Source organism: Acidobacteriota bacterium, assembly GCA_004299485.1.
GTDB lineage: Bacteria > Acidobacteriota > Terriglobia > Terriglobales > SCQP01 > SCQP01.
On record SCQP01000001.1, the window covers coordinates 238268 to 262595 of the forward strand.

19 protein-coding genes are annotated in these 24328 nt (G+C 64.1%); 7 read left to right on the top strand and 12 right to left on the bottom strand.

Features of this window, described 5'->3' with window-relative positions:
* The first annotated feature begins 54 nt into the window (after window positions 1–54).
* The 4 genes from EPN33_01080 (at window position 55) to EPN33_01095 (ending at window position 7517) form a co-directional block, all read left to right on the top strand.
* The gene (locus EPN33_01080) at window positions 55–1560 is read left to right on the top strand and encodes a peptidase S10 (GenBank protein TAN24386.1); all 1506 of its coding nucleotides are present in this window, start codon (window positions 55–57) and stop codon (window positions 1558–1560) included.
* A 54-nt stretch (window positions 1561–1614) separates the two neighbouring features.
* On the top strand, window positions 1615–3177 hold the full coding sequence (locus EPN33_01085; protein ID TAN24387.1) for a hypothetical protein: 1563 nt from the start codon (window positions 1615–1617) through the stop codon (window positions 3175–3177).
* A 103-nt stretch (window positions 3178–3280) separates the two neighbouring features.
* Entirely contained in the window at window positions 3281–4420 is a 1140-nt protein-coding gene (locus tag EPN33_01090; protein TAN24388.1) for an efflux RND transporter periplasmic adaptor subunit, read from the top strand.
* Window positions 4421–4427: 7 nt separating this feature from the next.
* Complete coding sequence (locus tag EPN33_01095) at window positions 4428–7517, top strand: efflux RND transporter permease subunit (GenBank protein TAN24389.1); 3090 nt, start codon at window positions 4428–4430, stop codon at window positions 7515–7517.
* A 7-nt stretch (window positions 7518–7524) separates the two neighbouring features.
* Here EPN33_01095 and EPN33_01100 read toward each other — a convergent pair whose 3' ends face one another.
* The 3 genes from EPN33_01100 to ypdA all read right to left on the bottom strand — a co-directional run bounded on the left by EPN33_01100 (window position 7525) and on the right by ypdA (window position 10252).
* Complete coding sequence (locus tag EPN33_01100) at window positions 7525–8736, bottom strand: GGDEF domain-containing protein (GenBank protein TAN24390.1); 1212 nt, start codon at window positions 8734–8736, stop codon at window positions 7525–7527.
* 83 nt (window positions 8737–8819) lie between these two features.
* The gene (locus EPN33_01105) at window positions 8820–9260 is read right to left on the bottom strand and encodes a DUF111 family protein (protein ID TAN24391.1); all 441 of its coding nucleotides are present in this window, start codon (window positions 9258–9260) and stop codon (window positions 8820–8822) included.
* A gap of 8 nt (window positions 9261–9268) precedes the next feature.
* On the bottom strand, window positions 9269–10252 hold the full coding sequence (gene ypdA, locus EPN33_01110) for a YpdA family putative bacillithiol disulfide reductase (GenBank protein ID TAN24392.1): 984 nt from the start codon (window positions 10250–10252) through the stop codon (window positions 9269–9271).
* Window positions 10253–10333: 81 nt separating this feature from the next.
* On the opposite strand from ypdA, the gene EPN33_01115 reads away from it, so the two are divergent.
* Window positions 10334–11389 carry a hypothetical protein gene (locus tag EPN33_01115; protein ID TAN24393.1) on the top strand — a complete coding sequence of 352 codons (1056 nt, stop codon included), beginning with the start codon at window positions 10334–10336 and terminating at the stop codon, window positions 11387–11389.
* Window positions 11390–11406: 17 nt separating this feature from the next.
* Here EPN33_01115 and EPN33_01120 read toward each other — a convergent pair whose 3' ends face one another.
* The 7 genes from EPN33_01120 to EPN33_01150 form a co-directional block, all read right to left on the bottom strand.
* Window positions 11407–12315, bottom strand: a complete 909-nt coding sequence (locus EPN33_01120; GenBank protein TAN24394.1) for a tetratricopeptide repeat protein — start codon at window positions 12313–12315, stop codon at window positions 11407–11409.
* Window positions 12316–12407: 92 nt separating this feature from the next.
* Window positions 12408–13163, bottom strand: a complete 756-nt coding sequence (locus tag EPN33_01125; protein ID TAN24395.1) for a flagellar motor protein MotB — start codon at window positions 13161–13163, stop codon at window positions 12408–12410.
* Between the two features lie 59 nt (window positions 13164–13222).
* Window positions 13223–14632, bottom strand: coding sequence for a translocation protein TolB (locus tag EPN33_01130; protein ID TAN24396.1), 1410 nt, complete (start codon window positions 14630–14632; stop codon window positions 13223–13225).
* Window positions 14584–15057: a cytochrome c gene (locus EPN33_01135; protein TAN24397.1), complete on the bottom strand. Its 474-nt coding sequence runs from the start codon at window positions 15055–15057 to the stop codon at window positions 14584–14586. The genes EPN33_01130 and EPN33_01135 overlap by 49 nt, the downstream gene beginning before the upstream one ends.
* A 231-nt stretch (window positions 15058–15288) precedes the next feature.
* Window positions 15289–16695 (bottom strand): transglutaminase domain-containing protein, encoded by a 1407-nt coding sequence (locus tag EPN33_01140; protein TAN24398.1) that lies wholly within the window; start codon window positions 16693–16695, stop codon window positions 15289–15291.
* A gap of 48 nt (window positions 16696–16743) precedes the next feature.
* Window positions 16744–18108 carry a DUF2029 domain-containing protein gene (locus EPN33_01145; GenBank protein TAN24399.1) on the bottom strand — a complete coding sequence of 455 codons (1365 nt, stop codon included), beginning with the start codon at window positions 18106–18108 and terminating at the stop codon, window positions 16744–16746.
* Window positions 18068–19123: a hypothetical protein gene (locus EPN33_01150; protein TAN24400.1), complete on the bottom strand. Its 1056-nt coding sequence runs from the start codon at window positions 19121–19123 to the stop codon at window positions 18068–18070. Before EPN33_01150 ends, EPN33_01145 begins: the two co-directional genes overlap by 41 nt.
* 43 nt (window positions 19124–19166) lie before the next feature.
* On the opposite strand from EPN33_01150, the gene EPN33_01155 reads away from it, so the two are divergent.
* Complete coding sequence (locus EPN33_01155) at window positions 19167–21413, top strand: DUF3488 domain-containing protein (protein TAN24401.1); 2247 nt, start codon at window positions 19167–19169, stop codon at window positions 21411–21413.
* A gap of 2 nt (window positions 21414–21415) precedes the next feature.
* On the opposite strand, the gene EPN33_01160 is transcribed toward EPN33_01155, so the two are convergent.
* Window positions 21416–22276, bottom strand: coding sequence for a hypothetical protein (locus EPN33_01160; GenBank protein ID TAN24402.1), 861 nt, complete (start codon window positions 22274–22276; stop codon window positions 21416–21418).
* 7 nt (window positions 22277–22283) lie between these two features.
* Window positions 22284–23135: a hypothetical protein gene (locus EPN33_01165; protein ID TAN24403.1), complete on the bottom strand. Its 852-nt coding sequence runs from the start codon at window positions 23133–23135 to the stop codon at window positions 22284–22286.
* Between EPN33_01165 and EPN33_01170 the strand changes: the two genes are divergently transcribed.
* Window positions 23124–24278: an acyltransferase gene (locus EPN33_01170; protein ID TAN24404.1), complete on the top strand. Its 1155-nt coding sequence runs from the start codon at window positions 23124–23126 to the stop codon at window positions 24276–24278. The genes EPN33_01165 and EPN33_01170 overlap by 12 nt on opposite strands.
* Window positions 24279–24328 lie beyond the last annotated feature (50 nt).

Sequence of the window (24328 nt, forward strand, 5' to 3'; positions counted from 1 at the left end):
TTCATTGAGACTCCCGCGCGGAATCTCTATACTCTACGTATCTAAGGAACATTCATGAAACATTACATCGCGTTGTTCTGTACCGTGGCGCTGTGCGGATTGGCTGCGGCGCAAACCCATCCCACGCCGCCCAAAGCCACGCAATCGATCACCCAGGGCAGCGTCACCGTCGAAGGCCAGCGCATCGACTACACCGCGACCGCGGGCACCATCATCCTGACGAACCGTTCGGAAAAGCCCACCGGCAGCATTTTTTACGTGGCCTATACCAAAGACGGCGTCAAGGACGAAGGCCAGCGGCCGGTGATGTTTCTGTACAACGGCGGGCCGGGCTCGTCGACCATCTGGCTGCACATGGGTTCATTCGCCCCGGTGCGCATCGTCACCGCCGATCACACCCACACGCCGCCGGCGCCCTACAAGCTGGTGAGCAACGAGTACAGCCTGCTCGACGCCTCCGACCTGGTTTTTGTGGATGCCATGAGCACCGGCTACAGCCGCATCATCCGCAAGGATGAGGGCGGCGCCGGCACGCCCGAGATGTTTTACGGCGTCAACCAGGACGCCGGGGCGTTCGCGCAGTTCATCATGAAGTACCTGAGCAAGAATAATCGCTGGAATTCGCCCAAGTACCTATACGGCGAAAGCTATGGCACGGTGCGCTCGGAAGTGTTGGCGAACATGCTGGAGCAGCAGTACGACATTGATCCGAACGGTGTGGTGTTGCAATCGGCCTACACCGGCGAAGGCACCTTCGGCTCCGATATCGAGTACGCCAACGACCTGCCTACGGAAGCTGCGGTCGCCTGGTATCACCACAAACTGCCCAACCAGCCTGCGCAACTGCCGCCCTTCCTCAAGCAGGTGGAGCAGTGGACCTGGACGACCTACGCGCAGGCGCTGGTAGCGGGCAACAGCCTGAGCGCGGCGCAATGCAACACGGTGGCGGAGCAGTTGCACAACTACACCGGCCTGAGCACGGACTTCATCAAGAAGGCGAACCTGCGCATTAGCGAGGGCGAGTTCCGCCATGATCTGCTGGGCAGCGAGGATCAGACCGTGGGCGATCTCGATGGCCGCTTCGCCGGCCCCTCCATGAACCCCCTGAGCCTGAACGCGCAGTATGACCCGCAGTCGGCAGGCATCAGCGCGGCGTATGTGGCCGGTTTCACCATGTACGCCCATAACACGCTGCATTACGGGCGCGGCGAGACCTATCGTCCCGAAGCCTACAACATCATCACCAACTGGTCGCACAGCGCCGGTGGACGCGGCGGCCGCTTCCAGCGGCGGGTCGATCCGGGCGCCGATCTGGCGAGCGCCATGAAGTACAACCCGCTGCTGCGCGTCGAGGTGGATGCCGGCTATTTCGACCTGAATCTGCCCTATGGCGGCATGGTGTACTCGGTGCGGCATCTGAGTCTGCCCAAGGCCCTGGAGTCGCACATCCAGTTCAAGTATTACTACTCCGGCCACATGATCTACGTGAACGTGCCCTCACTGAAGGAGCTGCACGACAACACCGCGGCGTTCATTCGTTCGACCAGCAGCCAGCAGTAGCGCAGGTGATCGGGGTCACGTCCCCGGCCGCGCCGGAGATGTGAAAATACCTTAATGACTCTAGCGGGCTCGGCGCGCGGCACGGAGAGCCTACCCGAGATCTGGCGCGCTGCATTTGAGCGCGAACGGGCGGGAGTACGCACCGGCGCCGATCCCATGCCGGAACGGCGGGCGGCGCGCCTGCTGGCCGCCTTCATTGCCGTCGGGCTGTTTTTCCTGGCGCTGCCGGGCACGCTCATTGGGGTCGGCAATCTGCTGCTGATTGCCATGGAGCGGCTGCCCACCGCGCCGCGTCCAGCCTGGATTCAGGCGCACGGGCAGGCACAGATCCTGGGCTGGGTGGGCAGCTTCATGCTTGGCATTGCGTTGTTCTTTTTGCCCAAGCTGCGGGTCGCCGACAATCGCCACATCCGGCTGGGATGGCTGGCGTGGGTGCTCTGGAGCGCGGCGGCACTGATCCGCTGGCGGGCGGGAACGAGTGCGAGTGATCCGCGCCCCTGGTTGATCGCAGCGGCGCTGCTGTTTCTGGCCGCCTTCGCGCTGGTGCAATGGATTCTATGGCGGCCGCAGCATCGGAGCTCCAATCCTGACCGCGCGCTGCCCGTGCTGGTAGCGACGGGCTTCGCCGGCCTGGGCCTGGCGCTGCTGGTGAATCTGGCCGGAGCTTGGGCCAGTAATCCGGTCACCGCGACCATTCCCCCCGCATGGGACCAGACGCTGATCGAACTCGAAGTCTGGGCGTTTATTCTGCCCGTGGCCGCCGGCTTCAGTACGCGCTTCGTCGCCACGGCGCTGGGACTGCGGCCGCATCGCTTCCGCGCCAGGCCGCAGCTTTGGTTGCAGGCCGGGTTTACGGTTCTGGCGCTGGCTGCGCTGACGCGCGTTTTCATAGCGTCCGGCGTGCTGGCAGTTGCGCTCGTGGCCGCGATAGTGTGGGGCCTGCGGATTTTTGAGCCTCCCGCAAGCGCGCCCAAACGGGAAGGCGTTTATGCCGGGTTTACCGCTTTTTTGCGCATTGCCTATATCTGGCTGTGCGCAGGCGCGGCGCTGGGCGTAGCGGCAGCACTCGTACCCGCGCATCCCGGACTGGCCGGAGCGTCACGCCACGCCGTCACGGTGGGCTTTGTGGTGACGCTGATTTTCTGCGTCGGCCCGAGGATCCTGCCCAGTTTCTTGAACCGTCGCCAGCTCTTCAGCCGCTCGCTGATGGCCCTCACCCTGTGGTTCATCACCGCCGGGTGCCTAATGCGGGTCATCAGCGAAGCTGCCGCCTACGGAGACCTGCATAGCTGGGCCTGGACGTGGCTGCCAATTTCGGCTTACATCGAGCTGCTCGCGATCCTGCTGTTCGTGATCAACCTGGCCGGCACCATGTTGCGGCGTGCACCCGTCTGGTTCAGGCTGGAAACTATTAGCGTCGCCACGCCACTTTATTGGTACACCTCGAGCTACCCGCGCACGCGAGCGGTTCTGGTCCAAGCCGGCCTAAGCACACTGGACCGGACCAAGGACGTACCCCGCACACTGACTCTGGAGGAAGCGGCGGCGGCCGACCAGGTCGATGCAGAGCAGTTGGTGGAGACCCTGCGCAGCTTCTTCCGGACGAAGCAGTCATAACGCCTCGGCCACTGTAACCTGTGGCACAACTCTGTCGTAGAAACTTGCGCCCGCGGATATAAAATCTAATCTTCCGGGTGACAGATGTGCGCCCCTGCCGCCTATGACTGTTTTTCGACGCCCCGTTTCCATCGCCCTCCTGGCTACCGCCGGCATGCTTACTGGCTGTAGCAAAGCCAAGCCCGTAGCCCACACCGCCCAGCCGGTCTCGGTCACCGTCGCGCGGGCCATGACGGAAGACGTTCCCACCAATCTGCAGGCCATTGGTTCCGTCCAGGCCGTCAACACAGTTTCGGTGAAAACCTTAGTGGGCGGACAGTTGCAGAGCGTCAACTTTCATCAGGGCGATGAGGTGCACGTCGGCCAGGTGCTGTTCCGCATCGACCCGCAGCCATTTGAAGCCGCACTGGCGCAAGCACAGGCGAATCTGGCGCGTGACCTCGCCACCAACAGCCAGAACCAGGTCGAAGCTCGCCGCTACGCCGACTTGGCCAAACAGGGCATCGTCTCCGCGGAGCAGAGCGAACAATTGGCCTCGACCGCCGCTGCCTCCAAGGCCCTGGCAGCCGCCGACCGCGCCGCCGTGCAGGCAGCGAAGCTGCAGCTCAGCTACTGCACGATTACGGCACCGATCAATGGCCGCACTGGCGACCTGCTGGTGCAGGCGGGCAACACGGTGCAACCCAATACTTCCGTTTTGGTGTCCATCAACCAGATCAAGCCGATCTACGTTTCCTTTGCTGTGCCCGAGCAGTTCCTGCAGCAGATCAAGCACCTGAACGGCGCGCATTCGCTCGCGGTGAGCGCGCATGCGCAAGGCGATAACGACCTCGAATCCGGGCACCTGTCGTTTATCAACAACGCCATCGACACCACTACCGGCACCATCCAACTTATGGCCACGTTTGCCAATCCGCGCGAGCGGCTCTGGCCGGGCGAGTATGTCAACACCAATCTCACGCTCGACGTACAGCGCAACGCCACCGTGGTGCCCGCCACCGCCGTACAGAATGGCCAGAACGATCTCTACGTTTTCGTGCTGAACCCTAACGACACGGTCGAAAACCGCACGGTGACCACCTCCACCACCTACGACGGCAAGACAGTCATCACTTCGGGCGTCAAACCCGGCGAGACGGTTATTACCGACGGCCAGTTGAGCTTGTTCCCTGGGGCCAAAGTCTCGGTTAAGCCGGGCGACGGACCGGCGGTCGGCTCCGTAACCGCGGCCGCGCGGCAATAGGAACGGCATGAATCTTTCCGGCCTGTTTATTCGCCGCCCGATTGCTACCGCGCTGCTCATGATGGCGCTGCTGGTGTTCGGCATCGCTGCCTATTTCCGGCTGCCGGTGAGCGATCTGCCCAACGTCGATTTTCCGACGATTGAGGTCAGTGCCGGCCTGCCCGGCGCGAGCGCGCAGACCATGGCCTCGTCGGTAGCTACGCCGCTGGAAAAGCAGTTTTCCGCCATTCCGGGCCTCGATGAAATGAGCTCAACCAGCTCGCAGGACCGGACCTCGATTGCCCTGCAATTTGACCTCTCGCGCAATATCGACGGTGCGGCCAGCGACGTCCAAACTGCCATCGCGGCCGCCGCCGGCCAGCTTCCCGCCGGCATGCCCTCCCCGCCGACGTTCCGCAAGGTAAATCCCGCGGATTCATCCGTCATCAACATCGCCATCAGCTCCGCCACCCTGCCGCTGCGCACCGTCGATCACTACGCTGAGGTCACCGTCGGCGAGCAGATCTCCATGATCAAAGGCGTGGCCCAGGTGAACGTCTTCGGGCAGCGCAAATTCGCCGTACGTATTCAGTTGAATCCGCTGGCCATGGCGGCGCGCGGCATCGGCATCGATCAGGTGCAGCAGGCCATTCAGCAGGGCAACGTGAACCTGCCCTCGGGCGTTCTCTGGGGCCGAACCAAGGCCTACACGCTGCAGGCTACCGGGCAGCTCACCAGCGCGGCGCAGTACAAGAATCTGATTATTGCCGTCCATGCCGGGGCGCCGGTGCGGCTGCAAGACATCGGCGATGTCGTCGACAGCGTGCAAAACGACAAGACCGAGAGCTGGCTGAACGGCACCCCGACGGTAATGCTCAGCATCATGAAGCAGCCGGGCACCAACACCATCGATGTCGTCAACCGAATCATCGCCATGCTGCCCACCATCCGCCAGTCGGTGCCCCCCTCAGTGCAGGTGAAGGTGGAGTACAACAAGGCGATCCCGGTCGAGTCTTCCATCAGCGACGTAAAGTTCACGCTGATTCTGGCGATTCTGCTGGTGGTGCTGGTCATTTTCCTGTTCCTGAAGAACTTCTCCGCCACCATCATCCCCAGTCTGGCGCTGCCCTTCACCATCATCGGCACCTTCGCCGTGATGTACCTGCTCAGCTATAGCCTGGACACGCTCTCGCTGCTGGCGCTGACGCTCTCGGTGGGCTTCGTGGTCGACGATGCCATCGTCATGCTCGAAAACATCGTGCGCCACATGGAAATGGGCAAGCCGGTGTTGCAGGCGGCGTTCGATGGCTCGAAGGAAATCAGCTTCACGATTTTGTCGATGACGCTGGCGTTGACCGCGGTATTTATTCCCTTCCTGTTCATGGGCGGCGTCTTGGGTCGCCTGCTGCACGAATTTGCAGTCACGATCATGGCGGCGATTCTAGTCAGCGGCTTTGTGTCCCTGACGCTGACGCCGATGCTGTGCAGCCGCTTCCTCAAGCACGAGGGAAACCGCAAGCACAGCCTGCTGTACCGGATGCTCGAGGGCGGCTATCAGTGGATGTACCGCGTCTACGACGTGAGCCTGCGCGCGGTGCTGCGCCATCCGGCGCTGACCATGCTGGGTGCGGCGATTCTGTTGCTGGTGACGGTAAAGCTGTTCCTGGTGCTGCCCACCGGCTTTTTGCCCAGCCAGGACATGGACGAGGTGGTCGGCAAGCTGCAGGCGGCCCAGGGCATTCCCTGGCCGGAGCTGAAGCAGAAGGAGCTGCAGGCAATCAAGGTATTTACGGCCCTGCCCGGCAGCGACGCGGTGATGTCGTTTGCCGGCGGCAATACCGGCTCCATCTACGATCACCTGGTGCCGGCTTCGCAGCGCAAAATGACCGCGGACGAAATCATCGCCAAGGTGCGGCCGGAGCTGGAAAAAATTCCCGGTGTGCGGGTGTTTTTACAGAACCCGCCGCCCATCCGCATCGGCGCACATTCGACCAATAGTCTCTACCAGATGGCGCTGGAGGGCGCGGATCCGGAGGAGCTGTATCACTGGGCGCCGATCCTGGAGCAAAAGCTCGCGGCCGAACCCATGCTGAAGGGCGTCAACACCGACATGCAGTTGGCCAACCCGCAGATCAACGTGGTGATTGACCGCAACAAGGCCTCCACGCTCGGGGTCAGCGCCGAATCAATTGAGAACGCGCTCTACACCGCCTATGGCCAGCGCCTGCTCTCGCTCATCTACGCCCCCGACGACGAATACTACGTCATCACCGAGCTGCAGCCGAAGTTCCAGATCAACCCGCAAACCCTCAGCTACCTGTACGTGCACTCCAGCACCGGCGCCCTGGTGCCGCTGAGCGCCGTGACGCAGTTTCACCAGAGCCTGGGGCCTTTGCAGGTGAACCATATCAGCGAGTTCCCCGCAGTCACCATCTCCTTCAACCTGGCGTTGGGCGCGTCACTCGGGCCGGCGGTGGCGCTGATCCAGCAGACGGCGAAGCAGACGCTCCCGAGCGACATCAGCGTGGTGCTGGAAGGCACGGCGCAGGTGTTTCAGCAGTCGATGCAGGGCCTGGGGCTGCTGGTGCTGATGGCGATTGCCGTGATTTATATCGTGCTGGGCATCCTCTACGAAAGCTTCATCCATCCCCTGACGATTCTGTCCGGCCTGCCGGCAGCGGCCTTTGGCGCGCTGCTGGCGCTGTGGTACTTCCACTTCGACCTGAATATCTACTCGATCGTGGGCATCATCATGCTCATCGGCATCGTGAAGAAGAACGCCATCATGATGATCGACTTCGCGCTGCAGGCCGAGCGTGACGATGGCCTGGGACCGCGCGATTCGATTTACCAGGGCGCGCTGATCCGCTTCCGCCCGATCATGATGACCACCTTCTGTGCGCTGGTGGGCACACTGCCCATCGCGGTGGCCGTGGGCGCGAGCGGCAAGAGCCGGCAGCCGCTCGGCGTCGCCGTGGTAGGCGGCCTGGTGTTCGCACAGTTCCTGACGCTGTACATCATCCCGGTGGTCTATATCTACATGGACCGCTTCCAGCGCGCCTTCGGCCGCAAGAAGGCGCCTGCCCCCGCACCCCAACTGGCGTCGCAGCACCAGTGAGCTAAATTTAGTGGCTGGAGGCGGAGGCGCTGGCGACGTCCGGCTGCGCGCCGGCTGCGGCGGTGGGTGTGGCGGAGCTGCAAATACGGTTGCGGCCGGTACGCTTGGCCTCGTACAAGGCGGCATCAGCGCGCTGCAGCAGAGAAGGCCAGGAATCGGCGGCGGTGGCCATGGTCACGCCAAAGCTGGCGGTGACACTGATCGAGGCGCCTTCAAAATCGATGCGCAGCGCCTCCAGTTGACTGCGCAGGCGCTCGGCCACCAGACCCGCGCGCGCAGCATCCCGTGCCGGCAAAACCGCGACAAATTCTTCCCCGCCTAGCCGCGCCAGCAGATCGCTGCGGCGCAAGCACTGGGCCAGCAGTTGCGCCGCGCCTGCCAGCGCGGCATCACCGGCAGCATGGCCAAAGTGATCGTTCAATCCCTTGAAATGATCCAGGTCCAGCGCGACCACGGCCAACGGCGTTTGCAATCGCCGGCTGGCGCTGAGCGCGCGCTGGGCCTCGATCTCGAGACCGCGGCGGTTGAGCAGGCCGGTCAGCGCATCCGTACGCACCTGTTGCTCCAATTGCAGCCGCAAGCGCGCCGTTGCCATCCAGACAAACCCAAAGGCCATGCAGGCAGTGGCGATCAGGAAAATGATGAGTCCCACAACCGCGGTCGAATTGGGCCGGAACGCCTCAGTGGGAATAAACGGCACGCCACGCAACGGGCCGAAAATAGCGCGGACCGCAAACAGCAGCATGACCACGCCCAGCAGTGCGGCGACCCCGCGGCCCGCCGTGCTTTCCAGAGGCTCCGTATGCGCCAGCAGTAAAAATACTCCCACCAGGAGCTGACCGATAAAAAAGATCGCAAACACCTGCATCGCCGCCTGCATATTCACGGCGAGCAAAAAACCCTCAGCGGCGCAAAACACCACAACCAATCCCAGGCCCCAGTGCAGGACGCTGTTGCCGCTATGGGTGAACTCGCTCAGGCCGTGGGTCAACAGCACCGCGCCCAGCAGCACCAACGCCCGGGCGCCATAGACCGTCGCGGGCTCGGGCCCGTCGGCGCGCAGCGTAACCAGCAAAAGAGCGACGGCAACGGCGGCATAATAGTAGGCGTACCAGCGCAGATTGCGCATGTGCTCCGCGCTGCGGCTGAGCAGCAGCAGCGCCAGCGCGCAGGCCGCCTGCACGAACAGATCGGCGAATAGCAATGTGCGAAGAACCATGCTCACTCACTCGGCCCAGTCGGTGCCCGATAGGGGGAAGCACGGTGGAACAGTAGCACGCCCGAATGACTCTTGGCCAGAGTCTACCTTGGTTCCGGCGGACAATGCAAGGCGCGGCGCGCCGCATCCTGCACCCGCTGCAGCGGCACGCCGTGGCGGCGCGCGGCGGCGCGGCAATCCTCATACTCCGGCAGCGCCCGGTCTCCCGAAGCTTTTACGCGGATGGGGCCGTAGGAAGTATCCACAGTAGTGACTGACCGTTTAGCTACAAGTCGCTCAGTGATATGGAACCGCACGCCAAGAGTCGTGGTCTCAGTAAGCAGCAGCTCCGCCAGCGCGTGCTGCAACTCCGGTCGCGCCAGCAGGGTAAGCAAAACGCCGGGGCGGTTCTTTTTCATCTGCACCGGCGTGGTATAGGCGTCCAGCGCGCCCAGTTCGAGCGCGCGCTCCAGCACGTAACCGATGACCTGCGGGCTGCAATCGTCCAGCGTGCTTTGCAACTCGACAATCGTCTCGGTCTGCATGGCTGCGGCTAGCGGGCGATGGCGGCGCCACGCTGCGCCAGAATGCTCGCGACAATCACTTGCCCGTGGAAGCGTCCGTTTTCGATGAAAATCTCCGACGTGTTCCGGCCCGCCACCACCACGCCGCCCAGGTATAGCCCGGGAACATTGGTTTCATACGTGGCCGGATCGCACACCGGGCGCTCGGCGTCATCGAGCGTCACGCCGGCATCGCGCAAGAACTGAAAATCGGGGTGGTAGCCGGTGAGCGCGAAGACAAAATCGGCCGGCATCTCGGATTCACCATCGGGGCCGTGCAGCCGCAGTTTGCCGGGCTGGATTTCGCGCACGTGGGTCGAAAAACGGGCGGCAATTTCGCCCGCCTTGAGACGGTTATCGATATCCGGCCGGACCCAGTACTTGATGCTTTTGGCCAGCTCGGCGCGGCGGTGAATCAGCGTCACTTTGGCGCCGTGACGGAACAAGTCGAGAGCGGTTTCGACGGCGAAATTCTTGCCGCCAATGACCGCGACGCGCAGGCCGGCAAAGGCATGGGCCTCGTGAAAATAGTGATACACATGCGGCAGTTCTTCGCCGGGCACGCCCATCAGATTAGGCAGATCGTAGTAGCCGGTGGCGATGACGACGGCTTCGGCTTCATAGCGGGCGCGATCGGAAATCACGCGAAAGCCTGGAGTGCCGGGCGTACGCGGCGTAATGCTCTCCACCCGCTCGTACTGCCTCACGTCCAATTGGAAATGGGCCGTCACTTTGCGGTAGTATTCCAGGGCCTCCAGCCGCGAGGGCTTCGCTTGGGCGCAGGGGAATGGGATCCCGCCGATTTCCAGTAGCTCTGAGGTGGTAAAAAAAACCATGTTGGCGGGGTAGTGAAAAATCGAGTTCACCAGGCAGCCTTTTTCGATAACCACCGCACGCAGGCCCTTTTGCTGGGCTTCAATGGCGCAGGCGAGCCCGGTCGGCCCCGCCCCCACGATCAATACATCAATTTCCATACCGCTATTGTAGTCTCCAGCTCCCCTGCCCCCTGGCCTCTGACCTCTGACCCCTGGCCCCTGCTATATACTGGCGGTATCATGTGGCGCTGGGTAGCAAGCTGCGCTGTGGGAGTTGCCATGCTGGGCACTGCGATCGCGCCCCGGACCCTCGCGGCCTCGCAGCCTAAACTGACGGAAGCGCAGCGCATCGCCATCATCCGCGCCCTGATCGCCGAAGTGGGCATTGCGCGGCAGCCCCTGCCACCCGACAAACACGGCGTGGTCATCAACCCCGAGGGCCAAATCCTGAACTTGAGCGCCGTCCAGCAGGCACTGCTGGACCGTGGCGATTCGGCGCAACGCGGCGCCCGCGTCGCCATCACCGCGATTGAGTTCAAGAGCGACCACATCGTATTCACCATCAACGGCGGTCCACATAAAACGCACTGGTACAATCACGTCCATATTGGCATGAGCGGCAACATGTCCCCCACGCAGACGACCGTGCAGGGCGGACCCCATGGCTCGGTCATCACCCTGCAGTTTGCCAACGACGTTCCACCGCTCACACCGGAGCAGGTCAGGCATTATCTTTCGCCACTGATCGACTGGGATCCGCCCGCCAAAGCCATGGTGATGGTGCAACCGCTGCCAGCGCCGGTGAAAGCGGCGATCAAAGACCACAAGGTCCTGGTGGGCATGACCAAGCAGATGGTGGTCGCCGCGCTCGGCCGCACCGGCAACAAGAGCGGCTCAACCGACGCGCAGGGACAGCAGGTGGAGGACTGGGTTTATGGCAAACCGCCGGAGACCACGTTCGTGCGCTTCCAGGGCATCCGCGTGATTCGCGTCACCGTCTGGCATAACGGCGGGCAGACGGTTTCCACCCAAGCGCCCCCGGAGCTCTCCGCAGAGATCCACCGGCGCCAGCAGCAAGCCGCGCAAGTGGAGCAGGAGGCTTCCCAGCCCCCGCCCACACTGCGCCGGCCCGGCGATGCGCCGCCGCCCAAGCCGCAGCCCGGCCGCACGACACAGCCGATGCTGCCACCGCAGCAGCCTCCTCCGCCTCCGCCGCCGGGAACGAGCACGAACCCGCAGCAAAACCCCCAGTTCCCGCCGGTCATCTGCTGCGGCGGCCGGCCGCAAGAACGATAGACCGATCAACCCGCCCGCTAGCGTTTGCGTTCGAGGCGATGCAGTTCGACGTCGGCCTGGCGCGCGGCCTGGGTGCCCGGGTGGTTTTTCGACAAGGCGCGGAATTCGCTGATGGCGGCCGCGCGGTTCCCCATCTTTTCGAGGCTGACGCCCTTGTTCAGCTCCGCCAGCGGGGTCTTGCCGTTGTCCGGGTACATTTCGATCAGGGTATTGAACTGATCGATGGCCTCGTTGAACTGGCCGTTATTCAGGAACACGGTGCCCAGGAAATAGGTCGCATCGGGCACCTGTGGCGCCGCCGGGTTCCTGCGGATGAAACGCGCCAGCTCGACCTGTGCCTGCGGCGCCCCACTCTGAAAGTCGTTCAGCGCCTGCTGATACTGTTGCAAGGACGAGGCCGCCGCCCCGCTCGCGGATGCCGGGTTGGCCGCGCCATTCGGCATGCTGCCGTCGGCCGCGGTCCCATTACCGTTCGTGCCCGGCGCAACCGCGGTACTGGACGGAATGGTCTGCTGCATCTGGTGGACCTGCTGCAGGGTTTGGTCCATCTGCTGCATCTGCGCCTTCAGCGCGGCCACCGCATCGGAGAGCTGCTGGAACTGCTGCGAGATGCCGGTCTGGTTCTGCGAGGTCACCAACGTATTCCCGTTGAGGGTGTGTTGGATGGTGGCCAGCGTGCCCGCCAGCTTGTTAACCGTGTCGGTATTCTGGGTGACCAGGCCCTGCATCATGCCAATTTGCTGATTGAAGCTTTTCTGCAGATCGGCGAGCTGGCTCATCAGCAGGGCCACGCTCTGCTGCAGGGCGATAATGCCTTTGTCTTCCGCTGCCGCCGGGCGCGGCAGCGCCAACACCGCCAACATGGCCAGAGCCACAATTGCTACTCCCAACTTCCGCATACAAGCCTCCTGCGGCGCCAGCCGCATTTCTGATTTGCCCTGATTGTAAACCAAGCGGGCGGCCCGAACCGAGGGCCGCCCGCCGTGCTTCCGTGTTGCTGTTTACCGATCGGCTTCGGCTACTGCCCCTTCACCACGTGACCGCGCCGGTCGAGCTGGTAGCAGTCCTCGGTGGCCTCGGTGCAGAAGGGCTGCTCTTTGCCCACCGTGGTCGAGCTGATGCGGCTGGCGTCGATGCCCTGGGAAATCAGATACGCCTTCACCGCCGCTGAACGCCGCGCGCCCAGTGCCAGATTGTACTCCGCCGTGCCGCGCGGATCGCAGTGGCCCACAATGTTGATCTGGAAGCCAGGATGCGCTTTCAGAAAAGCCGCATCAGCCGACAGCACAGCTTCGGCATCCGGCCGGATGGTGCTCATGTTGAAGTCGAAGAAGGCGTCGCGCACGACTTCCGCAAAGCTCGACTCGTTGGTGGCGTTGGGCGTTGGTGCTGCCGTGGGCGCCGCCGCAGCCGTCACCGTCACCCGGGCCGAAGCCGTCGCGGTGCGGCCGTCCGAACTCGTGGCCACCACTTCATAGGTCGTCGAGTCGCTGGGGCTGACCGGCTGGCTGCCGTTCAGGTTCACGGCCTCGCCGTTCAATTGCACGTTGGCGGCGTTGGTCGAAGTCCACTGCAGAGTGCTGCTGGAGCCGCTCTCAACCGAGGTCGGCGTCGCTTCCAGCGTCACGGTGGGCGCCGGAGCCGCCGCGGGTGCCGGCGGCGCCGGCGGCGGGGGTGCGGTTTTATGCCCGCACGCGGCCAGGCCCAGGCTCAGCACCAGAGCCCCTGTCACGGCGAACACGGTGGATAAACGTTGTGAAGGTTCACGTTTCATAGTCTTGTTCCTTGTCCTTTTCCTGACAAAATCGAATGCCACGCGGGGCCCTGCGCCAATTATTGGCCCCAGTTGGGCATTTCATTGTTACCGCTCGTGGTCAACTGTGCCGGAACCGACCCGTCCGCTGCGACGGTGTAGAGCTGAGTGTGGAACGGCGGTCCTGATTCAAATACAATATGCCGGTTGTCACGGGCCCAACTAGGAAAATCGTTCCGCTGCTCATTATGAGTCAACTGAATGTAATTTTTGGTCCCAAAATTCCATATGTATATGTCGAAGGCCCCGGCGTTCCGGCTGCCGTAATTCCGCACCCAGGCGAAGGCCAGCATCAGCCCGTTGGGTGACCAGGAGGGGCTGGAGGCAAAGCCGCCCAGCGGCAACCGCGTCGGATCGCTACCGTCGGCATTCATGATGTAAATCTGGGGCAGGTTCGCGCGGCTGCTGACGTAGGCGATTTGGCCGCCGGGACTCCCCTTCGGCGGCTTGGGGTTCCAGGCGGGCGAGACGTTATCGTAGCCGCGGGAGTGCGTCAGACGCAGCAAGCCGCTGCCGTTGACGTTGATGGTGTAGATCTCCATGTTCGGCCCGCTCATGTTGGAAGCAAAGGCCAGTTTGGTGCCGTCTGGCGACCAGGCGGGTGACTCGCTAAGATTGCCCCGGAAATGCGGGAAGGGCAGCAGCCGGTTGGTCAGCAGCGACAGCAACCGGATCTGAAAGTCACCGTGGATGGACTGCACGAAGGCCAGCTCGGTGCCATCGGGCGAAATCCGGGGCGAATAGATGATGCCCTTCAGGTGCGTCCGCTGCTGCTTGTTGGCGCCATCGTAGTCCATCGTCCAGACTTCCTGCTGGCCCCCGGGGGTACTGTGAATGTAGGCAATTTGCGTGGTGGCGATGCCCGGACCGAAGCCGAGGGCGTTGATAATGTCGTCGGCGAGGTGGTGGGCGATCGAACGCGCGCCTTCGGTTGTGTCGGGATTGACGTAGCGCCGCGCCAGCAGCCGCCCGCCGCCGGGCGGCTGGGTCACATCGTAGAGATAGCCACTCACCATCAGGCCCCCGGCCTGGACGTCCATCGTGCCAAACACCAGCCGCTGCACGCTCAGCGGCGCCGACGACCACGCCGAGCGCAGACTGGCGTTGTTCAGGTCGGCCTCAGAGTTGGGCACCGGCGCGGTGTACAGACTCCGGCCCACCATCACCACCACTGCCGACTGGTAGAGGTCGTTCCAGAGCACTTGATTCAACGTGTCCTGCACCTCCTTTGGCACAGCGCTGCTGGCGCGAAAATCCGGGACGGCCATGTGGAATTTGGAGGTGCCGGTGATAACAATATTGGCTTGATCCTGTGCGACGCCGGCCAGGGCCAGCAGCAGCACAGCGCACAAAATCCGCATGCATCGGGTTAAGCGAGGTTTCATCGTGGGTTTGGTTTGAACGTCCGGATGAGATTGACCAGACCCCATATCTGCGGATCGCTTTCCTGACTCCAAGCCGGCATGCCGCTCATGCGAATGCCGTTGCGGATGGTGTAGAACAGAGTGCCGTCGCTCTTGTTCTGCGTCAGGCCGCGCAAATCGGGGACGTGGGGATACATGGATTGGCCCATTGTAGTATGGCCATCGCCGTTGGTGTTATGGCAGACGGCACACTGGGTGGCGAACAAATGCCCGGCCGCGGCCAACTGCTGCGGCGTCGCCGGATCGGGATTTTTGACGTCAGCTTTGCTGGAGGGCAGCGCCAGGCGGCGGCTGAGCTGGGCCAGTTCGGCCTCGATCCAGGTCGGCTTTGCCTTGGCGCTGAAGCCGTGGGCGCTGTGCACCCAAACAGCGGCGCCGCCGCCCAGCACCAGCAGCACGATCATGCCTGCAATGACGAGGCCCTTGGTCATCGGCCCCAGCCGCTTCTACCCGGGGCTTCGCCCTGGATCTTTCGCTGGTCGGCCTCCCCAACGTCTCCGGCGAAGGACCAGTGCGGCACTTTGGGGGCTTCCAAGTATTCGAATTGGATCAATAAGTTCGCGGGACACTCCCGCCCGTAGCGCAACCCGAACCCGTGCAGATCGCCTGCTTCTTTTAGCTTAAACCGCTCCGGCCAGCGCTGCCAAGTGGAATCATGATGGCTACTGTGGAACGTGTGCCGCCGTGAGCCGTACCGCCCCGGCGGCAGAGGTTGCGGCTACCGCGGAGGCTTCCTGCACGTGCACCAGCTTTGTCTGGTCACGGCGGACGAGGAGCGCCAAGCCGTTTCTGTCACCCTGGGGCAGATCACCTTCAGGCAGGTGCGGCGCCGTAGTATCAATCCACTGGCCGGTCGCGGGAATATAAACCAGGGCGTGATCGAAGGCCGCCATGGTCGCCGCCACCTGTCCCTGGGCGTTGGCCGGCGCGATCGGCCCCATGGCCGGGGTCCGCACCAGCGCCAGGTCGGCCTGCACGCCCAGCATCCGCAGCCAGGTGACCAGCAAAAGCGCGCCGTCTTTGCAGTCGCCCTGTCCGGATTGAAAGACCTCGCTCACCGGCGCGGGCACGTAGGCGTGGACACCATCTTCCACACCCCGATACGACAGGTGATTCGAAAGATAATGCCAAACGCGCTCGACTATGGCGCGGGCGTCTTCGTTCGTGCCGGCTGGCCCAGCGGCGATGCGCCGCAGATCCGCGGCGAGCGCTGGGGCGACCTGCGCCCGTTCGTGCAGCAGGCCGCCGTACCAGCGGGTCATGGCTGCCCAGGTGGTAAAGCTGGAAACCTGCACAAAGGGCGAGACGGCGGTAATGGCGGGACCATCGGCGGACTGGAAAAACGCCGGCAAATCGGTGGCGTCCCACTCCCAGGTACGCAGGCCGCCTGCGCCTGTGCCCAGTCTGGGCGCGGGCAAGCCTGCGGCGCTCACCGCCATCGACTCGTGCGCCGCCAGCACATAGTGCACTTTTTCGGTGGCGAAGCTGTCGCGTAAGGCGAACATATTCCCGATGAAGTGACCGGCCAGAAGCGACCAGTTCGTGCCGGTATCCGGCAGGACCGCATAGATGACGCTCACGCGGTCGCCCGCATGCAGGCGTGGCAGCCCCAGCCGCCGCGGCTGCGTGCCGGCAGCAAAGCCGGGCAGATCGCCCAGGTCCTTGCCCTGGCCGGCGATGGCGTAGGGCGCATGCGCGCCGTGCCGCCGCCAGACCTCGGCGCGGACGAGCTGGAAGCGGCCACGGCCATTGTCGTACCAGAGGTTATCGGGCGCGAAAAGCTCCGCGCCGGCGCGGCTGCGGATCTGAAAGACGCGCTGCACCAGCAGCGCCGACAGGCCGCTCGGCACCACCTGTTCGTAGCGCAGATGGTAAAGCTGCACGGCGCCTTCGCGCGGAAACTGACCGGGTTGGTCGCGCAGCGCAGCCGGCGAGACCAGGTACGCCTGGGCGTTCTGCGCCAGATGCGCGGCAGTTAGCGATGGCTGTGGCGCTCTCTGCCCGGCCGCGAAGACCGCGGCGAGCACACTGAGCAGGCACACGTGGATGGTACGGCGGCGAAGTGGCAATTCGGCGCGAGCTCCTCAACCGAGTGTGCTTTGCCGACGCAAACGGGTCTATCCGGTAGAAGCCTTAAGCGAAACTGAACCGCGTTCGTGCCACGCCCACCACGCACTCAGCACCACCAACGGGATGATTACCAGGAAGAAATCGCTGCCGTAGGTTTGCAGCACGCGCTGGCGGGCTGCGCCGGGCACAAGCGGCTCGAGCGCCGAGGCCAAAACCGCAGCCCAAAGCCAAATCTGCGCCCGGCCGCGCAATCTCCCGCTGGCCCACTCTGCGGAAAGCCACAGCGCCGGCCACAGCAGCGTTACCATCACCAGCCGGTGCACGTGCGGCTCGAGCAGCACTTCCATCGCAAACATCAGCGCCACAACACCGTCGGCGGGCCCTTGCATCTTCGCCAGCCAGTAGAACATGGCCAGCGTGAGCACCGCCGCCAGCGCCATCCATAAGTGTTCGACCGTCGACGGCGCCAGCCGCAGCCAGGCGATCTGATGGTAGCCGGAGGCATCGGCCAGCCGCGCATAGTCGATGACCCGCAGGTAGCGCGCCAGCACGTCGTGCAGCGACTGGCCCGGATACCATAGCTCGCCCGCTGCAGCGCTGAGCGCCGCGATGCCGCGCTCCTGCGCCAGCCACTGATGCAGTAGCGCCATCTGCGCGCTCCAGCCACGCCACAGGACGGGCAGCAGCGTCCAGCCGGTTCCCCAAGCGGCCATCCAGCCGGCGGCTTTCCACCTGCGGCGAACCAGAAGACAGGGCAGAAAGAACAGTGGCCAGACTTTGAGCGCCGCCGCCCACCCCAGCCAGAAACCGCGCCACAGCGGCGGCTCTACAAGAAAGGCCACCATGACCATCAGCACGATATAGAACTGAGCGTTGCCGTAGCGCAGCTCCTGAATGAAATACGCTGCCACCAGCAACAGTCCCGGCCACAAGCAGAGGACGGACTGGGGTCTCGGGCCCCCAGCCCGTCCGAGCATAAGCGGGTCGCGTGGCGCAGCCACGCGGGGCCCCGCGCCAGTCGATCGTCCCGCGGCATCGCGCAGGTTCCAACGTTTCCTCAACGCAATCACCGCCGCCCCGCCAGCCGCGACTTTACCCGCCGCCCACAGCACCACCGCGACCCGCAGCGGCAGCAGCGCCAGCGGCCGGAACAGGTCTAAAAAGATCGGCGGATACCGATAAATACCGCCCGGCCAAGCCATGCCGCTTTTCGGCCCGTACATCGGTGCGCCAGCGTAGTAGTGCCGCGCGTTCTCAAAATAGACGTGAAAATCGATAGCCTTATCCGGCCGCAGAAGGGCCAGCAGAGCCGCTGCCAGCGCCACCACGGCAAACGCCAGCCACTCCAGCATCTCCACCGGAATGCCGGCGTCAGCTTTGAAGGTAGCGGCCCGGATCGCGCGCAGTGGCATAGAGGCAGTAAGTGGCGGCGATCTGCGTCAGCCGCTTCAGGTCTTCGGTATTGGCGCCCAGCTCTTCGTCGCCTTCGCTGGGCGCAAAAAACGCTTCGATCGATTCTTCCACCGCGGGCAAGCTCAGCGGCACTTCGAGCGGGATAAAGCCGAATTCGCCACGCTCGTCGTAGGTAATAAACATCAGCGTCAGCTCGCGCTCTTCGGCCGGTGTCGGCGGCTCGAAATGGGTGAGGTAGACCTCTTTCGCCCACTGCATCCGGCCCCCGCCCACACCGCGCACCGGCTGCGTCCAATCCACAAACTGCACGCACAGCGCGGGAGCAGGCGAACGGAACTGGGTGGTATTAATGCGCAAGTAGCGCGGGTCCTCAAACGCCTGGGCCAACGCCTCGGGCACGCGCGCATGCACGGCCTCAAAGCGGCGGTAACAGGTCCAGGTGTGCAGCATGTGCAGGAATAGGTTCTGGTCCCGTTCGTCTTCATGTGCGGCGGCATAGTCGGTGAACAGCGGCAGTTCGAGATAGCTCAGCAGGTTAATGACGGGCAGGCCATTGCCCTCGATCCAGGCGATGGTTTGCTCCAGGTTGCGGTCCATCTCCGGATCGTCGCCGCGCAGAATGTCGTACAGCGGCTCGGGCGCCAGCGGTGGACGCTGCGGCGCGAGCGCCGCTGCGGGCGCCTGCCGCCGCGCCAGCGGTTCGGCCCCATCCAGCGCGAACGCCTCGAGCGCCCGCCACCCCTCCTCCGGCTCAAAGCCCTCGACCAGCTCCATCGCCAGATTCTCGTCGAGCGACCGGCTATGCAGCTCCGCCCAGTAGGCGCGGCCACGCTCCTCGGCTTCGTCGCCATCTCCAGCAAAGGCTACATGCAGCACCAGGCCATCGCCCCGCCGCGCCCCCAGCAGCCGCACCTGCTGCGCCTGCGCAATCCCGCTCGCCAGCGCGACAAAGGCCTCCGTCTGCTCAGGAAACGGTGTATGAAAGGTCCAAGTGAATGCGGCCGGCTCGCTCATCCTGCCAGCCACCTTAGCACAGCCCCGCTGCTAAACTGGCCTTATGCGGCGGACGTGCGAGGGGCTGCTGCTCCTGCTGCTGGCGACCGGGTTCGTGACGCTGGCCATCACCGGACGGCTGGGCTGGGTGGTGATCGCGGTGGCTGCGGTGCTCTATCTGCTGCGCGGCTACATATTTCTATGGCAGCGGCCGGTGCAACCCGCGGAGGACGGGCTGGAGCAAAAGCGGGTTGTGTGGCGCAGCCACGCGCGGCCCCGCGCCTATCCATGGTCGAGCCGGGCGTGGAGCTATGCGCTGCTGGCCTATCTGCCGATTTTTGCCTGGGATGGCTTGTGGTTTTCGCACAGCTTCGTCGACGCCAGCCTGCACCTGGTGGTGCTGGCAGGGGCGGCGCGGCTGTTTGCGCCGCATTCGGGGCGGGATGACCTATTGCTGGGGCTGCTGGCATTTCTCGAAGTCCTGACGGCTTCGCTGCTGACGGTTTCCGGCATCTTCTTCCTGCTGTTCCTCGTTTTTCTGATACTGCTGGTCGCCACGCTGGTGGCGTTCGAAATGGAGCGCGCGCACGCAGCCGCCGCAACGCCGCGGGGGGCACGGATTCCAAGGGCGGGACTGCTGCAGTTTTCGCTGGTGCTCTCGGCGCTGATCGCGGTTTTCGGCACGCTGGTGTTTCTTCTGTTGCCGCGCACCACGCTGGGCGGCTGGGCGGCGCGGCCGCTCGATCGCGGCCTCACCGGCTTCAGCGACGAGGTACACCTGGGCGCGATCGCCAACCTGCAGCGCAGCAACCGGCCGGTGATGCACATCCGCGTGCTTGACGCCAATCCGCCGCTGTCTCCGGCGGCCTTGCAACGCGTTCCCTGGCGCGGCCGTGGGCTGACGACGTTTGATGGCACACGCTGGTACGACCCTGACACCCCCTCCGTCTTCGGTTCCGATTCCGGGCGAGTCGACGTCGGCATCCGCACCGCTGACGGTACGGCCCAACTGGTGCGTTATGAGGTATCGCTGGAGCCGCTGCGCTCGCCGGTGCTGTTTTTCCCGCCCCGGCTGCTGCGCGCGGCCACCCATTTTCCCGTGCTCGCCTGGGACCGGTACACCGATACGCTGGCGGGTATGGGCATCAACGGCACGGGCACATCGTATTCCGGCGTTTCCGACCTCGCGGTACCTACGACGCAGGATCTGCGCCTCAATGGCGTCTGGCCGCGCGGCGATTTTCCGCTGCGCCGCTACTTGCAACTGCCGCGCGACCTCGACCCCCGCATCCCCGGCCTGGCGCACCGCATTGTCGCCGACGTGCCCGACAACAATTGGGCGCGGATGCAGGCGTTGACGAACTACCTTAAGACACATTATTCCTACACGCTGCGCGACCTGCCGCAGGGATCGCATCCGCTGGCGGCGTTTCTGTTCGATCCCGCCAGCGGTGATTGCGAATATTTCGCCTCGGCGTTGGCGGTGCTGGCGCGGACGCTCGGCATTCCCACCCGGGTGGTGAACGGGTTCCTGTCTGGCCAATACAACCCGCTGACGGGAGAGTATCTGGTCACGGGCGGCGACGCACACACCTGGGTGGAGGCGTATTTTCCGGCCTCCTATCAAGGCCGGCTCGCCGGCTTTGGCCGCGCCGTTTGGGTGACGTTTGACGCAACACCCAGCTCGCCGGCGACGTCCTCGAGTTTGCTGCCGGGTTCGGGCATGTTTCTGGACGCCTTCTCGACCGCCTGGCAGCAGTGGATCGTAAACTACGACTGGTTCCGGCAGGCGCGCCTGGCGGCTTTTCTGCAGCAGGACGTGGGCGCCGAGGCAGGAGCCGCATGGGACAACACTACCGCCGCGGCGGAGCAGGCATGGCAGCAGGTACGTGCAGGCCGGCAAGGCTCGGGCGCGGTGAGCGAGTTCTGGGCGAGCGCCGGGTTCGTGGTTGCCATTTGCATTGTCGGCGGGATCATTCTCTGGCGCAGCGGCGGGGCGCTGCGGCGGCGCCGGGGACAGGAACTGCGTGACCAGTTGGCGGCACGGCGGCAAGCGCAGGCGGCCTATCGCCGGCTGTTGCGCTATCTCGGACGCTGTGGCATGGAGCACCCGCCCGGGCAGACCGCCGAGGAACTGCTGGCCACCTTAACGAATGAGAATGCTCCCGAGGCGCTCACGATCGCGCTGACGAGCTTCCTGAGCGACTATCAGGCGGTGCGCTTTGGTCCCGAACCGGCAACGCGTGCGCCACAGCTTCGTCCGCAACTCCAGCAGTTGCGGCGCCTCTGCCGCCGCGGGGCGCTTGCCTAAATTTAGCCGCGATGGGCGCAGTGGGGCACGGGCGGCGTCGGGCCCTGAAGCGGATGACCGGGAACTGGGTTCTTGGAGTCCATGCTGTTGAACAGACCCTGAACGACGTCGGGCGCATAGCCGGGCGTGGGCGTAATCGAGCTGGGATTGGGCGCGCTGGCACTGAATTGCGCGGGCGGCTTGGGACCCGCGGCCAGGACGGCCCGCTGAAAGGCCTCGTCGCGGCGCTTGCTCCAGAGCTGCCACTGATCCGGCTTGAGCAACGAGAGAAGGCGGATGCCGCTACGGGGCGCGAACTCGAAGCGGCGGGTCGAATGCACGGTTTCGTTGAGGCCACCCGTCTGAACAAGGACCTGACCATTCAGCACTTCAACGCTCGCGGGCTTGCCCGCAGGCGCATCGAGACGGAGCTTGGCGCCGCCATCGGGCATGCGGATAACGCCCCCGCCGATGCGGGTCTCGAAGTCGCGGCTGTCGGCGTCTTGCATGGTGAAAAACGCTTCGCCGAGATGCAGCGTGACCGTGGTGATAGGCACGCCGTCGTTGCTCAGCCGCAGGCGGTTGAAGGTGAGCTCGCTACCCGGCGCCAGGCGCAAGGCGGAGCCGCACTCCAACTCGATTTCAGCATCGCTTTGGATCTGGGTGCGAATGCTCTCGCCTTCAATGACGGGCGCGTTCATCACCGCCGTGGTCCAGCGCAGCGCCTGCTGCGGATCGTTGGGCGGCGGCGGCAGCTCGACCTGCACACGGTGTTCGAGAAAACTGATCACCACAATGCGGACACGCGACTCGCCCAGCGCTGCGGCTGCCGCCGCCGCCAGCAGCAGCAGGAAACCAAGGCGAAATGTTCGGCGCTTCACCATGGCTCGTTCATCGGTGCGCGCAATACGGCACCCGGCGCATCCTCGCTACGCGACTGGCCTCATCGTTCATAGCCCCCAAGATCGGACCGACAACCGTCTGCGGACTGGAGCCAAGAACGCCCGGCGTCAGTGGCCCGGTGGCCGATGGGACCAGTGCACTCAAATCCCGCGGTCTCGTCGTAGTCTCCTGCGCGATCACTTGACGATGAAATGCGTCGTCGCGCCGCTGGCTCCATTTCTGCCATCGGTCGGGCTTCAACATCGCGACCTGATGCATCCCGCCGCCGGGCACAAATTCGACACGCCGTTTCGCTTTTACCTGCTCTGATTTGCCTCCTGCCTGAATAGAAATTTGTCCGCCGAGCACCTCGACACTGTTCATCCCGACGGACGGCACGTCCAGGCGCAGCCTTTCGCCGCCTTTGGTCATGCGGATGACGCCTCCCGGCAGCACGGCATGAAAGTCCGGCACGTCGGCGTCCTGCATGGTGAAAAACACTTCGCCGCGGTTCAGCTTTACCGTGGTTTCCGGCACGCTTTTCTGGCTCAGCCTCAAGCGGGTGAACATCATGTCGCTTTCCGGCGCGAGCCGCAACGCCGAGCCGCACTCGAGCTCGACCTCGGCAAAGCTATTGGGTTCGGTCCGGATACCTTCGCCTTCGATCACTGGCGCATTGCGTGATGTGCGGGCCCACGCCGCTACGGCTGAAGTTGTGCCCGCTGGCGGAGGGAGCTTTGCCTGCACTTGATTGCCCACGGCGCTGATTGTAACCATGCGCACGCGCGATTGGCCCGAGGCCGCTCCCGTAGCCATCAGCAGCACGATTCCTACATAGCAGGCAGCAACATGGAAGCGCATCGGAATCCCTCATCCAACTGCTACTTTCAGTTTGGCTCCATTGCCACTTCTGTCAAGTCAACTAGAGTAAGAACAGCGCTTATGGCAAAGCCTGCCTGGCTCCCCAACCATATTCCATCGCTGGACGGCCTGCGCGGGCTGGCTATTGCGCTGGTGCTGCTGCACCACTGCGAGCCGCGGCTGCGGCCGCTGGGCCTGGGCCCGCTCGCGGCCTGGGGCTGGATGGGCGTTAACCTGTTTTTCGTCCTCTCGGGGTTTTTGATCACTGGCATCCTACTCGATGAACGCGGCCAGCCGCACCTGTTCCGCAACTTTTATGCCCGGCGCGGCCTGCGCATCTGGCCGCTGTATTTTCTGGTCGTGCCGCTGGTCTACTTCGCCTTTGGACCCCACGCCACCTGGAAGGGTTCCCAGCCCGGCTGGCTCTACCTCTTCTTTTACGTTCAGAACCTGTTTCCGGGGCTGAACGGGGCACTGTATCCCACCTGGAGCTTGGCTATCGAAGAGCAGTTCTACTTGGTCTGGGCGCCGCTGGTGCGTTTTCTGCCCAAGTGGCTGCTGGGGGCAGTGCTGCTGCTGGTGTTGGCGAGCGGCACGGGCCTGCGCGGCACTTTAGCCGGCTCACTACCGCCGATTCACACCCTATACCACCTCGATGGACTGGCCGCCGGCTGCCTGCTGGCCCTGGCAGTGCGTACCTGGCACGCCTCGGCCGCCTGCTGGCGGATCGTGGGTTGGTTGGCGGCGGGGACGGGACTGGGCGGCTGCCTCTATGCTTCGTTCTACCGGCCGTCACTGCTCAATACGTTTCTCGCAATCGGTTTTGTGGGCGTGCTGGCGCTCGCCGCCACCGTGCCGGCGGCGGCGGGCCTGACCTGGCGGCCGCTGCGCTTTCTGGGCAAAATCAGCTACGGCGTGTATCTCATCCATATGCCGGTTTTCGTGCTGCTGGGTGGTGTAGACGTGTACCTGGACCGCATCCATGCTGGAGCGGCCGGCGACCTGCTCATCGTGGTCATGCGCCTTGCGGTTTCCCTCGCCCTGGCCACAATGCTCTGGTACGGCTTCGAGCGCCCCATCCTGCGGCTGAAGCGCCTATTCCGGCCAAACCCAGTGCCTGCGGACACAACTGTCGCAGCGTGAGCGGTTCGCGCCGCGCCTCTGCTTGGTCGGCCTCCCCGTCTGCGCCCCCG